Raw genomic sequence first — 13911 nt, 5'->3', positions numbered from 1 at the left:
ACGCTGCGGGTTATTTTTATGCATTTTTTGAACATGCCTTTGTTCGTATAGAAAAATCCCGTGAATCCAAACGGACTCGCGGGATTTTTTATGTACGGTCAGTCACTTAAGCGGCTTAGAATGCCGGAACGACTGCACCTTTGTATTTGTTGTTGATGAAATCCTTGATTTCCTGGCTGTTCAGGACTTTCATGAGAGCCTGGATTTCCGGACGGTTCTGGTCGCCGTCACGTACGGCAACGATGTTGACATACGGGCTCGTCTTATCCTCGATGAAGAGGGAATCCTTCGTCGGGTCGAGCTGAATCTGCATCGCGAAGTTGGAGTTGATGATGGCAGCATCGACATCGTCAAGCGTACGCGGAACCTGAGCTGCTTCGACTTCCTGGAACTTGAAGTTCTTCGGATTCTCGGCAATATCCTGCAGCGTAGCCTTTTCGTTGACGCCGTCTTTAAGCTTCAGGAGGCCAGCCTTCTGGAGAAGGAGCAGGGCGCGGCCGCCGTTGGTCGGGTCATTCGGGATGGAAATCGTAGCACCGTCTTTGAGCTCCTTGAGGTCTTTGACTTTCTTGGAGTAGATGCCCATCGGCTCGATGTGGACGCCGCCGGCGCTGACGAGCTTGACTTCCTTGTGCTCGTCCATGAAGTTCTTGAGGTACGGCTCATGCTGGAAGAAGTTGGCATCGAGCTCCTTGTCGTTGAGGGCAAGGTTCGGCTGTACGTAGTCGTTAAACTCGACGATATCGAGTTTGATGCCTTCTTTCTCGAGCAGCGGTTTGGCGGCTTCGAGGATTTCAGCATGCGGGACGGCCGTAGCGCCGACTTTGAGGGTTTTCGTGCCGCTCGTAGCTGCAGCGCTCGAGGACGAAGAAGAGGATGAGGACTGGCTGCCGCCGCAACCGGCGAACGCCAGCGTCGCGAACACGAGGGACGCGATCAGGGCGAGTACTTTTTTCATAGGATGACCTCCTTAGTTTTATAAGCTCCTTTGGCTTACGCCAAAGGAGGAAAATGCATAGGATGCTTTTGCTTCGCAAAAGCGGAAACACGTAGGTTATCGTTTATCCAGACGTTTGGCAATGGTGTTGCCGACGAACTGGACGAGCTGGACGAGGACGATGAGGATGACGACGGTGGCAATCATGATTTCCGGACGGAAACGCTGATAGCCGTAGCGGATGGCGAGGTCGCCGAGGCCGCCGCCGCCGACAGCACCGGCCATGGCGGATTCACCGACGAGGCTGATGATGACGGTCGTGAGCTGCGCGACAATCGAGGACATCGACTCAGGCAGCAAGACTTTCCAGATAATTTGCGCCGGCGTGGCGCCCATGGACTGGGCTGCTTCGACAAGGCCGAACGGAACTTCCTTGAGACTCGTCTCGACCTGACGGCCGATGAACGGAATCGCGGCGATGACGAGCGGGACCATGGCAGCTGTCGTACCGATGGCCGTGCCGACGAGCAGACGCGTGAACGGGATGATGGCGACCAGTAAAATGATGAACGGAATCGAGCGGACGGCGTTGACGATAGCACCGACGATGCGGTTGACGGCCGGTGATTCGAGAATCTGTCCCTTGCCCGTCGTATGAAGAAGCACGCCGAGCGGTACGCCGATGATTGTGGCAATGATCATCGAGACAACGACCATGTAGACGGTTTCGCCGAGGGCTTTAGTCAGAAGGGGCATCATGTCTGCGGACATAACCGATCACCTCCTCTTTGAGATCCTGTTTGCGCAGGTAAGCAATGGCTTCCTGAATTTTTGCTTCCGGCCCCGTGAGACCGATGATCATGCGGCCGAACGGCGTCGACTTGATCTGGTCGAGGTTGCCGAAGAGCATCGAGACTTCGACTTCAGGGAATTTGCGGATCATGCCGGCAAGCACCGGATCGTCGGCGGATTCGCCGATGAACGTCAGGCGCAGCAGCAGATAGGCTCCGGGAACCGGCGTCTTCGAGATCTCGCCGCCGCGGAAGGCTGCCGGCAGGTCATTTGAAAGCAGGACGCTGATGAATTCCTTCGTGATGGGCTTCTGCGGATTCGTGAAGACATCGAGCACCGTGCCCTGCTCCGCGATGACACCATTTTCGATGACGGCGACCTTATCGCAGATCTCCTTGATGACCTGCATTTCGTGCGTGATGACGACGACGGTCAAGGAGAGTTTGCGGTTGATATCCTGAATGAGTTCGAGAATCGAGCGCGTTGTCTGCGGGTCGAGGGCACTTGTTGCCTCATCGCAGAGCAGGACCTTCGGCTCGCTCGCGAGCGCACGGGCGATGCCGACACGCTGCTTCTGGCCGCCGGAGAGCTGCGACGGATACTGTTTGGCCTTATCGGCAAGGCCGACGAGCTCCAAAAGGGGCTCTACTTTTTTGCGGATTTCGCTTTCCGGCGTATGCGAGAGACGCAGCGGAAAGGCGATGTTGTCGTAAACCGTGGCCGAGCTCAGCAGGTTGAAGTGCTGGAAGATCATGCCGATATTCTTGCGCGCTTTGCGCAGTTCTTTTTCGCTCATGGCCGTCATGTCCTGTCCGTCGACAATGACTTTGCCGGCTGTCGGCCGTTCGAGCATATTGATGCAGCGGATCAGCGTGGATTTGCCGGCACCGCTGAGGCCGATGATGCCAAAGATCTCGCCGCGGGCAATCGTCAGGTCAATACCTTTGAGCGCTTTGACGGGACCAGAGGGGCTGTCATACGTTTTTTCGATATGAGACAGCTGGATCATATAGCGCGTTACCTCCTAATCATATTAGTATGATATGTTTTGATAGTAGCATATCGACGAAGCCTTGTCAATACAACTTGACACTTTCAGGCTATGCTAATGTTCATTATAGCATTAAACCGTATTCCCTCATAGACGGACAGACGCAAAATTGAAAAATATTGCGAATGACGCTTGTAATTGAGAAATATTTTCGATATAATGAGTCTGGAACATATATGATAATGATTTTCAAATACGAGGTGATGGATTTGGGACGAGAGGGTTTTGAGCAGCTCATGGGCTTTCATGCAGCGCCGATGCTCGTAGGACTGCGCCCTGCGAGCCTGCTGTCCTTTCGCAGGGACAAGTTTGCGGACTTTGATGCGTTGCTCGAAGATTATCGGCCCTGCTTTTCCTGCAAGGGCATCGAGATTTTTCCTGTGGCCCAGGGCGAAGTATATGTCCTGCTGCTGTTTTATCGTGCGGAGCTGCTGAAGCAGCAGTTTCAGGATAAAGCAGTGCAGAAAGTCCTGAGGCAGTACGGCTATCCCTGTGAGGAAGGCCTGACGGCGTGCCTGCATTACCTGCAGCTGCGCATGCGTCTGAAGAAATCGTTTCCTCATGAAATTGGGCTTTTCCTCGGTTATCCTGTCGCGGATGTTGTAGGATTTATCACGCACAAGGGACAGGATTTCTGTTATAGTGGTTACTGGAAAGTATACGCCAATGAAGAGGAGACTCGCGCTCTCTTTGACTGCTATGCCCACTGCACCGAGGAATTCTGTGCAAAGCTTGAAGCAGGCTGTTCTTTCCCGGAACTTGTCAGAGCTGTCTGATTTTGACAGAGGGACATGACCAGATTTGAAATGTCATATATTATTATAGTAGGAAATGACTGGAGGAACTATTATGAGCAAGATTGCAATCATTTACTGGACCGGCACGGGCAACACGCAGGAAATGGCGCAGGCCATTGAGAAGGGCGCAAAGGGCGCCGGTGCGGATGTCGAGGTTTTTGAGGTAGAGTCCTTTGGCGGCGTGGATAAGCTCAAGGACTATGATGGCGTGGCGTTTGGCTGTCCTGCCATGGGCGATGAAGTCCTCGAAGAAAGCTCGTTCGAGCCGTTTTTTGCTGAGGCAGAGAGCCATCTTGCTGGTGTCCCCGTAGCTCTCTTCGGCTCGTACGGCTGGGGCGGCGGCGCCTGGATGGAAGAATGGGCGGAACGCACACGCAATGACGGTGCCAAGCTCTTTGGCGACGGTCTTGCCGTCGAGAATGCGCCGGATGACGATGCCCTCGCAGCCTGCGAGAAGCTCGGCGCCGACTTTGCTGCTTCTCTTTGACCTCTGTAAAATATTCCATAATCAATCTGCGGATATAAAAACACCTTCCCTGAACATAAGAGAAGGTGTTTTGCTTCTATATTATATAGTAGGTTTTGGAAATATTAGGCTTCTGCTTCTTCCATTTTGACGTCAGCAGCTTTGTCCGCAACAAAGACGTTTTTGCGCTGGCCGTTGAGCTTGTACTGGAGCGTCAGGACGAGCAGGCCGGAGAGCAGCATGAAGGCACCCATGATGTAGTAGCCGAGAGCGAAGGAACCCGTATTGACTTTGACCCAGGCCATCATGTTCGGGCCGACCCAGCCGCCGAGGTTGCCGCAGGAATTGATGAGGGCAACGGAACCGGCTGCAGCCGGACCCGTGAGGAACGTCGTCGGGATTGTCCACCAAACGCCCATGGCGGCGTGGATGCCGATCGCGGAGAGGCAGACAAGGCCGAGGGCAACCGGCAGGCTGTGGGCAAACGGGGAAAGGCCGAGGCCGAGAGCACCGACGAAGAGCGTGAGGGCTACATGCCAGACTTTATCGCCCGTTTTCGTAGCCGTTTTGCTGATGATGAGCTGGACAACGAGGGCGGCCGTCATCGGGATGGCGATAGCACCGCCGAGCAGCGAAGTTGAAAGGCCGGAGAGTTCTTTGAGGACAGTCGGCATCCAGAAGTAGAAGCCCCAGAAACCAACGACCCAGAGGAAGTAGATCAGGCAGAGCTTCAGGACTTTCGGATCACGGAAGGCCTGAAGGACCGTGTATTTTTTGCGGGACTGCATGGCAGCCTGTTCGCGGTTGAAGTTTTCCGTCAGATACTGTTTTTCAGCGTCCGTAAGCCAGTTGACCTGACTCGGGCGGTCTTTGACGCAGAAGAAGAAGAAAGCGGCGAAGGCGAGAGCAGGGATGGCTTCGAGGATGAAGAGTTCCTGCCAGCCGTGCATGCCGAAGAACGAAGTTTCAAGAAGGACGCCGGCAAGCGGGGCACCGATGATGTTGGAGAGCAGCAGTGACGTCAGCATGAGGCTCGTAGCGCGGGCGCGCTCACCAGCCGTGAACCAGCGCGGGAACAGGACGGAATAGATGACAGGATAAAGGCTGGCCTCCGAAGCACCCAGGAGGAAGCGGCAGAGGAAGAATTGGAATTCCGTCGTGACAAAGGCCATGAACACGCAGACAAGACCCCACGTGAACATGATGCGGGCAATCCATTTCGTCGCGGAAAAATGAGAAGCGACGAGCGAGCCCGGAATCTCAAAGATCAAATAGCCGACGAAGAAAATGCCGGCGCCCATGCCGAAGACCTCCGGCGTAATCCACGGGAGATCCGCGGTCATCGTGAGTTTTGCATAAGCGATGTTGACGCGGTCGATGCAGGCGATGATCGAAACGAGGAAGACCGGCAGAATGATGCGCCAGTCGCGTACTCGTTTTAGACGGGCAAAATCGACGTTTGCTACATGTTCCATAATGATACCTCCAAGATGAAATGAAAAATAAATGCTGTTTGCTGAAAATAAAAAATCCGTCCCTCTAAAAGGGACGGATTTGATTTCCGCGCTACCACCCAAGTTCCGTGCAAAAGCACGACGCTCTGACGTACTCAGGTATTCGTAAATTACTACGTACCATCATACGCGGCTCCTGTAACGGGGAGCACCCGTGGCCACTTACTTCTGGTTCAGCGCCATGCCTCGAGGATGATTTTCGGCTTCCCGCTCATCACCGGCTTTCACCAATCCCGGCTCGCTATGCATCAGCAGTGGAAACGTACTCTTTCCTGTCGTTGGCTGTGTTCGTTATGTGAACTGTTGTTTTTAATTACGGATATTATAATAACGCCGGCATGTAATCTTGTCAACACTTTTTTAAACTTTTTTCTGCTGTAAGTGGACAATCTTGAGAGAGTATAAAAATCTTTGCATGAAAATTTTGGTTTTTTCTTGATGACAGCAGATTTTGACCTGAATTTATAGTATAATAAGAACAAGCAGAAAGGAACGATGAACATGATTTTTGAACGGGAAGCCGTTATTCACGATGAAGGCGGCATCCATGCGCGCGTCGCGGCGATGATCGTGCAGCGGGCACAGGAGCTCTGCAAGCGCTACGACTGCCATCTCTATTTGCGCAGCGAGCGCAGTGAGCGCTGCGAAATGCACAGCCTCATGAAGCTCGTGGCCCTGAAGGTCGCGCAGGGGGAGTCGGTGTTCGTTTCCTCGGAAGGGGATAACGGCCGTCAGGCTGTCCTCGAGATGGTCCGTTTCCTCGAAAGTGACTTCATTATGAATGAAGCCGAGGAAATTCACGGCGTTGATAAGCTGCTGCACGAAAATGCCCTGATGCAGGAACGCCTGCAGATGATCCTCGAAGCCGTTCAGGACGGCATCTGCGTGGTCGACCGCAGCGGCGAAGTCACTTACGTCAATCCTTCCTATCTGCGCATCGTCCATAAAACGCCGGAAATGGTCGTCGGGCAGAACGTCTTTGAGAAGGCGGCAGACGGCAACCGCTGTGCCGTGCTGCGCTCAGGTATTGCCCGCATCGGCAGCATCCGTCATAAAAAAGACGGCACGACGATTGTCGCCAATGTCAATCCGATTTTTGTTGATGGTGAAATAGCCGGTGTCGTCTCGGTCATCAAGGACATCACGGAAATCCAGACACTTATGGAGCGTCTGTCGCAGGTTTCGGCCAAGGCAGAATACCTTGAGCAGGAGCTCCTGCGCACGAAAAAAACGGCCCAGGCTTTTGCCAATTACATCGGCAAGAGCGGCAAGGTTGTCGACGTGCTGGCCCTCGCGTCAAAGGCGGCGGATTCTGCGGCCAATGTCCTCATACGCGGCGAGAGCGGCACGGGCAAAGAGGTCATTGCCGAGGGCATACACTATGCGAGCGGCCGGCGCCGCGGCCCATTCATCCGCGTCAACTGCGGCGCGATTCCCGGGGCCCTTTTGGAGTCCGAACTTTTTGGCCACGAAAAGGGTGCCTTTACCGGCGCCGTGCGCCGCAAGCTCGGTAAGTTCGAGCTCGCCAATCACGGCACGATTTTCCTCGATGAAATCGGCGAACTTGACAAGAATCTGCAGGTCAAGCTGCTGCGCGTGCTGCAGCAGAAGGAATTTGACCGCGTGGGCGGCGAGGAGACTATCCACGTCGATGTGCGCATCATTGCGGCGACAAACCGCAACCTCGAGGAAATGGTCCGTGAGGGCACATTCCGCGACGACCTTTACTACCGCTTAAATGTCATTCCCATCATCCTGCCGCCTCTGCGCGACCGTCCCGATGATATCCCGCTTCTGGTGGAACATTTCATCGAGAAGATCAGCAAGGAAAATAAAAAAGACGTGCGCAGCATTACGCCGGAGGCCATGCAGATGTTCATGCATTACCGCTGGCCGGGCAACGTCCGTGAACTCGAAAATGTCATCGAACGCGTCATCACGCTGATGGACAGTGATATCATCACGGAGGCGATGCTGCCTTCCTATATAAAAGGAGATATTGCCGGACGTGAGGTTGACAGCCTTGCCACTGATACCGTACTGCCTTGGGAGGAGTACGAGAAAAAAATCATCGCCAATGCCCTGCGCCAGGGGACGAGTTTCAATGGTGCGGCGAAGCTCCTGCGCATCAGTCATAAGACGGTAGCCGCAAAAGCAAGGAAATACGGCTTGGTATAAATTACCAACTGTTGGTAAAATTTACCAGACAAAATCGTGATTTTGGTAAAAATTACCAAGATTATCATGCAAAAAATCCGGATAAAGGAAAAACAATCCTAAAGAGAATTGCTGCTAAGCCCGAAAGGCCTGCTACATAAGGCTTTTCGGCTGTGTATAATTTTTTTCTGACGTGAGGAAAAGTTGGCACGCATCTTGCATAATTAATAAGTGCTGATTATGTTCCTGTAACGACAGGAAAAGTAAAATTAATGGTTTTAGGTTTAGATTGGAGAGGTTCAAATGACTCAGGAAACGATTACGATTGAAAACAAGACTGGTATCCATGCACGCCCGGCTTCCATCTTTGTTCAGACGGCTACGAAATTCAAATCCAAGATCCAGCTGCAGGCAAAGGGCAAGACGATTGATGCTAAGAGCATTCTCATGATCATGAGCATGGGTCTCGTTAAGGGCACGGAAGTCACGATCATCGCTGACGGCCCGGATGAAGCAGATGCAGTCAAGGCTCTGAAAGACCTCATCGCTTCCAAGTTCGGCGAGGAATAATTTTCAGTTCGGAAAAGCTCAATAAGAGGTAAATGACCTTCCTCCGGCTTCGGCGGGAGGAAGGTCATTTCCGTAAGTGCACAGAATGCACGCGAATGCAGGGAATTTTTCAGGGGGAAATAAAAATGTCAGAAATCATTCGTGGTAAAGGTGTCATCTCCGGCATCGCCATGGGTAAGATCATGCTTGCCGGCCAGAATCTCGACGGTTATCTGGTCAACTATGAGCCGGAAGACAAGGAGAAGGAAAAGGAAAAAGCCAAGGCTGCACTGACGGCCGTAGCAGAAATCCTGCGCGAGAGCATCGAGAAGCTCAAGAGCAAGGACATGAAGGAGCAGGCTGCCATCATGGAAGCACATCGCATGATGGTGCAGGACCCGATGATGGCGGACAACATCATGGCCAAAATCGATGAACTCGGCAATGCTCCGCAGGCCGTTCTCAAGGCAGCAGAAGAGCAGGCTGTCATGTTTGAGCAGATGGAAGACGAGTACTTCGCTGCCCGCGCTGTTGACCTGCGCGATGTCGGCAAGCGCGTTGCCAAGTACATCCTCGGCGTCAAGGAGCCGGAAATCGGCGATGAGAAAGTCATTCTCTGCGGCCGTGAAATCGAGCCGTCGGTCATCGCCGGCATGGAAACGGAAAAAATCGCCGGTGTCCTGCTCGGTTCGGGCAGCACGACGGCACACGCTGTCATCATCGCGAAGGCCCGTGCTATCCCGACGATTGTCGGCCTCAACAAGGAAGACCGCATCGACAAGATCTCTGATGGCGACCGCGTCATCATGGATGGCGAGCGCGGCGTCATCGTCGTCAATCCGACGGCTGAAGATGTTGCCAGCTACGATGAGAAAATCAAGAAGCAGAAAGAGCTCGCTGCTCATTATGCAGAACTCAAAGATCTGCCGGCTGTCACGACAGATGGTGTCAAGGTTGACCTCATGGCCAATATCGGCACGCACATGGACGTCGACAACGCTCTGAACTACGGTGCAGAAGGTGTCGGCCTGTTCCGCTCGGAATTCGTCTTCATGGGCCGTCAGGATATCCCGACGGAGGAAGATCAGTTCAAGGCTTATAAAGAAGCCATTGAGAAGTGCAAGGGCAAGCTCTGCGTCATCCGCACGATGGATATCGGCGGTGATAAGCCGCTGCCGTACCTCAATATTCCGGAAGAGGAGAATCCGTTCCTCGGTTACCGTGCTGTCCGCATCAGCCTGCAGCGCCGCGACCTCTTCCTGCCGCAGCTCAAGGCCATCCTGCGTGCCGGTGTTTTCGGCAAAGCAGCCATCATGATCCCGATGATCATCAATGTAGCGGAATTCAAGAAGGTCAAAGAGTTCATCGAAGAGGCCAAACTCGAGCTCACGCATGAGGGCAAGGCTTATTCCGACGATGTTCAGGTTGGCATCATGGTTGAGACGCCGGCAGCTGCCATCATGACGCCGGTTCTCGCAAAATATGTTGACTTCTTCTCCATCGGCACGAACGACCTCGTTCAGTACACGCTGGCAGTCGACCGCGGCAATGCGAACATTTCGTACCTTTACAACCACTTCAACCCGGCTGTGCTGCGCCTCGTACAGCGTACGATCACGAGTGCCCGCGAGAACGGTATCTGGGCCGGCATGTGCGGCGAGATGGCTTCGGACCCGAACGCTGCCGTCCTGCTCATGGCTATGGGCATCAACGAGCTCTCGATGAGTGCTCCGTCGATTCCGCGCGTCAAGGAAAAAATCCGTTCCATCAGTTCGGTCAAGGCCAAAGAAGTCCTCGCAGACGTCATGGCTATGGAAGACGGCGACGAAATCAAGGCATACCTGCAGAAGGTTCTCTAATTTCTAATTGAGATTCTGGCAGTTTCCTGCAAAAGGCCTCCCTCCGGGGAGGTCTTTTTTTGTGTGATGCCTCTGACTGGACAAGAATCGTCCTGTAGAGTAAACTATATGAGTATATATTATAAAAACCGTATCCCTGTAAAGGGAATCTAGGAGGGAGAATTTTGGAAAAGAGAGGAAGTTTCTCGACGCGCCTGGGATTTATTCTGGTCTCGGCGGGCTGCGCCATTGGCCTCGGCAATGTCTGGCGCTTCCCGTATATCACGGGCCAGTATGGCGGCGCTTCATTCGTACTCATTTATCTGGTGTTCCTCGCCATTCTCGGCCTGCCCATCATGGTGGCCGAGTTTGCCGTTGGCCGCGGCAGCGTCCGCAGTGCGGCCATGTCGTTTGACGTGCTCGAGCCGAAGGGAACAAAGTGGCATCTTTATAAATATGGGGCCATCGCGGGCAATCTGCTGCTCATGATGTTCTATACGACGGTCTCGGGCTGGATGTTTTACTATCTGTACAAAATGGCAACCGGTGCCTTCGACGGCATGGATGCTGCGGCCGTGGGCGGCGTCTTTGGCGGCCTGCTCGCGGACCCCGTGACGATGGCATTTTGCATGATTCTTGTCGTCGTGCTCTGCGGCGGTGTCTGCTACTTAGGCGTTGAGGCCGGCGTTGAGCGCATCACGAAATGGATGATGGTGGCCTTGATGCTGATGATGATTGTGCTGGCCATCAACTCCATCATGCTGCCGAACAGTGAAATCGGCCTGAAGTATTATCTCTATCCGGACTTCAGCAAAGTCACGGAATACGGTGTGCAGGAAGTCGTATTTGCCGCCATGGGGCAGGCGTTCTTCACCCTGAGTCTCGGCATCGGTGCTCTCGCCATCTTTGGCAGCTACATCGGCAAGTCGAAACGCCTGACGGGTGAGGCCATCTGGGTCATCGTGCTCGATACATTCGTCGCCATCATGGCCGGCCTCATTATCTTCCCGGCCTGCTTCAGCTACGGCGTCAACCCGGGCAGCGGCCCGAACCTGCTGTTTGTCACGCTGCCGAACGTATTCAACCATATGCCGTTCGGTCATTTCTGGGGTGCGCTGTTCTTCCTGTTCATGGCCTTTGCTTCGATGTCGACGGTCATTGCCGTCTTCGAGAACCTCATCTGCTGCTTCCTGGAGCTCCTGCATAAGGACCGCAAGATCATCATCCGCTGGGGCATGCTCGTCATCATCCTGCTCTCGCTGCCGTGCGTGCTCGGCTTCAATGTCTGGAGCGGCTTCACGCCGTTTGGCCCGGGTTCGAATGTGCTGAGCCTTGAGGACTTCCTCGTCAGCAACAATCTGCTGCCGCTCGGCAGCCTCGTTTACCTGGCTTTCTGCACGAGCCGCTACGGCTGGGGCTGGGATAACTTCATCAAGGAAGCTGATACGGGCAAGGGCATCGCCTTCCCGAAGTGGATCCGTTTCTACGTGACCTGGATCCTGCCGCTGATTGTACTTTACATCTTCGCGGCCGGGTACTATGCGCTGTTCTTTAAATAAAATTTTATGCGTGTGAGCAAAAAGCTCCGGTCTGCCGTTATCTGGCAGCCGGAGCTTTTTTATGCAGCTTTGCGGGAATCAGGATTTTGTATGCAGCAGTTTGGCCTTGACGATGCGGTGTACGGATTCATTGATGCGTTCCATCGGAATCGTGCCGTCGTTGACGGCATCGAGCAGGCCGAGGTAGACGTCCGTCTCATGCGGGTATTCGTGGCAGACGAGCACGATGTCGGAACCGGCTTCAACAGCGCGCACGCCGAGTTCGCGGAAGCTGTAATGCTTGGCTAAAGCGCCCATCTCGACGTCATCGGTGATGATGAGCCCGTGATAGCCGAGCTCGCCGCGCAGAAAATCCGTCTGGATGGCCTTGGAGAGGCTCGCGGGATTCTGAGCATCGAGGGCCGGGTATTTGAGGTGCGAGACGAGGATGAAATAATCCTCGGGCTGGCGCTCTTCGATGATGCTCTTGAACGGCACGATATCTTTGGCCAAGAGGTCCTCTTTTGAGGCGTTAATGGCGGAAATGTCGTCATGCGAATCGACCGTGCCGCGGCCGATGCCGGGGAAGTGCTTGAGGGCGTACATCATATGCGCCTCTTCATAGCCCTGCGTGGCGGCTTGGACAAATTTTGCCGCCTGCTCTGCATCGGGACTGAAGGAGCGTTCGTAATTGCCGACATCGGCGACTGGGGCAAAGTTGACATTGAAGCCGAGCTTTTTGAGCTGTTCGCCGGTCTGGCGCGCGGATTCTTCAGCCCTCGGGACTTTGCCCGTCTGGCCGATGGCCTGCTCGGACGCCGGCGGCTTGATAAAATCTTTGCCGCGCACGACAGGACCGCCCTCTTCATCGACGCCGATGAAGAGCGGTACTTTTTGTTCGGCCTGTCCCTGCAGGTCCGAAATGAGCTTCTGCGTCTGCTCGGCCGATTTCATATTGCGGTCAAACAGGATGACGCCGCCCATATGATATTGATGCAGCATGTAGAGGCTGTCATCGCTGACTTCCGTGCCCTGAATGCCAATCATGACCATCTGGCCGACTTTTTCGGTTGTCGTCATCGAATCGACGATTTCATCGACCTGCTCGTCAAGCGTTTTTTCTTTAGGAGCGGCGGACTGCTGGGCACTGCTGCCGCAGCCAAGGCTCAGGAAGCAGAGTGCTGCGGTCAGCAGGGCCAGACTTTTTTTCCATTTCATCATATCAATCCTCATCTTCTTCTATTTTTCATGCTTTAACTGCGCTGGACTTTGGCAAACTCGATTTCCGGCACATGGTCGATGAGGTTCATCTTGTGAGCCAGTGAATAGAAGGTCTTGAGGCCTTCGAGGTATTCGTCCGTGAGATTCCAGCGGATGATGGGGCCGAGGTATTCGTCGAGCTGTTCGTAAGTGAAGGCCTTTTTCTTCGGCAGAATCTCGCGAATGGCGGCATCTTTATGCTCATGGGCAGAGAGGAAGGCGTTGTGGATGCGGTCGTAAACGAGCTGCAGGTCTTCCGGGTGATTTTCCGCAAAACGGCGGCTGGCGACCCAGAGGGCATAGACCATTTTCTGGCCCGTCATTTTCTTCCATTCGAGGCCGAGGTCATAATAATAGAAGCCTTCGCGCGGATGATGGTAGAGCCAGAGCGCGTCGTCGCCGATGAGCAGCGAAGCCGTGGCATCCTCAGGAATCGGGTCTTCCGGTGTGATATGGCGGACGTAATAATTCGGGATGGCGCCGTAGGCGAGGCGCAGGATGATTTTGAGCAGGCAGTGAGACGTGGCCGACTTGGCCGTCAGGATGATCTTGTCATCTTTGAGCGATTCGATCGGCTTGCGTGAGGCGAGCAGGATGCTCTCGACATCGCCATCCGTGGAAACGCAGACGTCCGGCAGCACGACGAGTTCTTCGCTGTGGCGCGCGTAGATGATGGACGAGACGTTGCTGACATCGAGGCGGTGATTGACGATATCGCTGTTGAGCTCTGCAGGCACGCCGCGCGTCAGATGAAGTCCTTCGGCAGCCCCGTGGGCATAGCTCCAGGTGAGCGGCAGTACGTTCAGGAAATTGATGTGTCCGACTCTTGGACAGGTCATAAAATATCCCCCTTTTTCTTTCGTTGTCTCTCTCATTATACACGCTGTGCCCTCGAAAATACATGACGTTCCTCATGTATACCGTATTTTGCCGCTAAATTTAGAGAGTTTGTTCGCAAAAAGCGGCAGGAATTGACATTTTTGTGAAATATGGTAAAATTTTGTTTGATAAA

12 protein-coding genes and 1 other annotated feature are annotated in these 13911 nt (G+C 53.9%); of the genes, 6 read left to right on the top strand and 6 right to left on the bottom strand.

The window, feature by feature from the left end; genetic code table 11:
• Window positions 1-115: 115 nt before the first annotated feature.
• The 3 genes from ACI4OH_RS03830 to ACI4OH_RS03820 form a co-directional block, all read right to left on the bottom strand.
• Window positions 116-958, bottom strand: a complete 843-nt coding sequence (locus ACI4OH_RS03830; protein ID WP_435721562.1) for a MetQ/NlpA family ABC transporter substrate-binding protein — start codon at window positions 956-958, stop codon at window positions 116-118.
• Window positions 959-1054: 96 nt separating this feature from the next.
• Entirely contained in the window at window positions 1055-1708 is a 654-nt protein-coding gene (locus tag ACI4OH_RS03825; RefSeq protein ID WP_435721561.1) for a methionine ABC transporter permease, read from the bottom strand.
• Window positions 1677-2738 (bottom strand): methionine ABC transporter ATP-binding protein, encoded by a 1062-nt coding sequence (locus ACI4OH_RS03820; protein ID WP_435721560.1) that lies wholly within the window; start codon window positions 2736-2738, stop codon window positions 1677-1679. Before ACI4OH_RS03820 ends, ACI4OH_RS03825 begins: the two co-directional genes overlap by 32 nt.
• A 245-nt stretch (window positions 2739-2983) precedes the next feature.
• Between ACI4OH_RS03820 and ACI4OH_RS03815 the strand changes: the two genes are divergently transcribed.
• Both ACI4OH_RS03815 and ACI4OH_RS03810 read left to right on the top strand, forming a co-directional pair.
• Window positions 2984-3556, top strand: a complete 573-nt coding sequence (locus ACI4OH_RS03815; protein ID WP_439784209.1) for a DUF3793 family protein — start codon at window positions 2984-2986, stop codon at window positions 3554-3556.
• Window positions 3557-3629: 73 nt separating this feature from the next.
• On the top strand, window positions 3630-4064 hold the full coding sequence (locus ACI4OH_RS03810) for a flavodoxin (RefSeq protein WP_432646920.1): 435 nt from the start codon (window positions 3630-3632) through the stop codon (window positions 4062-4064).
• Between the two features lie 104 nt (window positions 4065-4168).
• Here the strand turns inward: ACI4OH_RS03810 and ACI4OH_RS03805 are convergent, their stop codons facing one another.
• Complete coding sequence (locus ACI4OH_RS03805; protein ID WP_435721557.1) at window positions 4169-5518, bottom strand: MFS transporter; 1350 nt, start codon at window positions 5516-5518, stop codon at window positions 4169-4171.
• A 66-nt stretch (window positions 5519-5584) separates the two neighbouring features.
• Window positions 5585-5845, bottom strand: a binding site (T-box leader).
• A 213-nt stretch (window positions 5846-6058) separates the two neighbouring features.
• Between ACI4OH_RS03805 and ACI4OH_RS03800 the strand changes: the two genes are divergently transcribed.
• The 4 genes from ACI4OH_RS03800 (at window position 6059) to ACI4OH_RS03785 (ending at window position 11660) form a co-directional block, all read left to right on the top strand.
• Window positions 6059-7735: a sigma 54-interacting transcriptional regulator gene (locus ACI4OH_RS03800; RefSeq protein ID WP_435721556.1), complete on the top strand. Its 1677-nt coding sequence runs from the start codon at window positions 6059-6061 to the stop codon at window positions 7733-7735.
• 282 nt (window positions 7736-8017) lie between these two features.
• On the top strand, window positions 8018-8284 hold the full coding sequence (locus tag ACI4OH_RS03795) for an HPr family phosphocarrier protein (protein WP_432647716.1): 267 nt from the start codon (window positions 8018-8020) through the stop codon (window positions 8282-8284).
• A 125-nt stretch (window positions 8285-8409) separates the two neighbouring features.
• Window positions 8410-10122, top strand: a complete 1713-nt coding sequence (ptsP, locus tag ACI4OH_RS03790) for a phosphoenolpyruvate--protein phosphotransferase (RefSeq protein ID WP_432647715.1) — start codon at window positions 8410-8412, stop codon at window positions 10120-10122.
• Between the two features lie 164 nt (window positions 10123-10286).
• Entirely contained in the window at window positions 10287-11660 is a 1374-nt protein-coding gene (locus ACI4OH_RS03785) for a sodium-dependent transporter (RefSeq protein WP_432647714.1), read from the top strand.
• A 78-nt stretch (window positions 11661-11738) separates the two neighbouring features.
• Here the strand turns inward: ACI4OH_RS03785 and ACI4OH_RS03780 are convergent, their stop codons facing one another.
• Both ACI4OH_RS03780 and ACI4OH_RS03775 read right to left on the bottom strand, forming a co-directional pair.
• Window positions 11739-12860 carry a glycoside hydrolase family 3 N-terminal domain-containing protein gene (locus ACI4OH_RS03780; RefSeq protein WP_435721554.1) on the bottom strand — a complete coding sequence of 374 codons (1122 nt, stop codon included), beginning with the start codon at window positions 12858-12860 and terminating at the stop codon, window positions 11739-11741.
• A 32-nt stretch (window positions 12861-12892) separates the two neighbouring features.
• Window positions 12893-13738 carry a menaquinone biosynthetic enzyme MqnA/MqnD family protein gene (locus tag ACI4OH_RS03775; protein WP_432647712.1) on the bottom strand — a complete coding sequence of 282 codons (846 nt, stop codon included), beginning with the start codon at window positions 13736-13738 and terminating at the stop codon, window positions 12893-12895.
• Window positions 13739-13911 lie beyond the last annotated feature (173 nt).

Source organism: Mitsuokella apri (genome assembly GCF_051886055.1).
GTDB lineage: Bacteria > Bacillota > Negativicutes > Selenomonadales > Selenomonadaceae > Mitsuokella.
This window is presented reverse-complemented; position numbering and strand designations above follow the sequence as displayed.

Bases quoted from the DNA above. Each gene is read 5' to 3' on its own strand.
- ACI4OH_RS03820 (WP_435721560.1), bottom strand. From the start codon at position 2,738: ATGATCCAGCTGTCTCATATCGAAAAAACGTATGACAGCCCCTCTGGT.
- ACI4OH_RS03780 (WP_435721554.1), bottom strand. From the start codon at position 12,860: ATGATGAAATGGAAAAAAAGTCTGGCCCTGCTGACCGCAGCACTCTGC.
- ACI4OH_RS03795 (WP_432647716.1), top strand. From the start codon at position 8,018: ATGACTCAGGAAACGATTACGATTGAAAACAAGACTGGTATCCATGCA.
- ACI4OH_RS03830 (WP_435721562.1), bottom strand. From the start codon at position 958: ATGAAAAAAGTACTCGCCCTGATCGCGTCCCTCGTGTTCGCGACGCTG.
- ACI4OH_RS03805 (WP_435721557.1), bottom strand. From the start codon at position 5,518: ATGGAACATGTAGCAAACGTCGATTTTGCCCGTCTAAAACGAGTACGC.
- ACI4OH_RS03815 (WP_439784209.1), top strand. From the start codon at position 2,984: ATGGATTTGGGACGAGAGGGTTTTGAGCAGCTCATGGGCTTTCATGCA.
- ACI4OH_RS03775 (WP_432647712.1), bottom strand. From the start codon at position 13,738: ATGACCTGTCCAAGAGTCGGACACATCAATTTCCTGAACGTACTGCCG.
- ACI4OH_RS03825 (WP_435721561.1), bottom strand. From the start codon at position 1,708: ATGTCCGCAGACATGATGCCCCTTCTGACTAAAGCCCTCGGCGAAACC.
- ptsP (WP_432647715.1), top strand. From the start codon at position 8,410: ATGTCAGAAATCATTCGTGGTAAAGGTGTCATCTCCGGCATCGCCATG.
- ACI4OH_RS03800 (WP_435721556.1), top strand. From the start codon at position 6,059: ATGATTTTTGAACGGGAAGCCGTTATTCACGATGAAGGCGGCATCCAT.
- ACI4OH_RS03810 (WP_432646920.1), top strand. From the start codon at position 3,630: ATGAGCAAGATTGCAATCATTTACTGGACCGGCACGGGCAACACGCAG.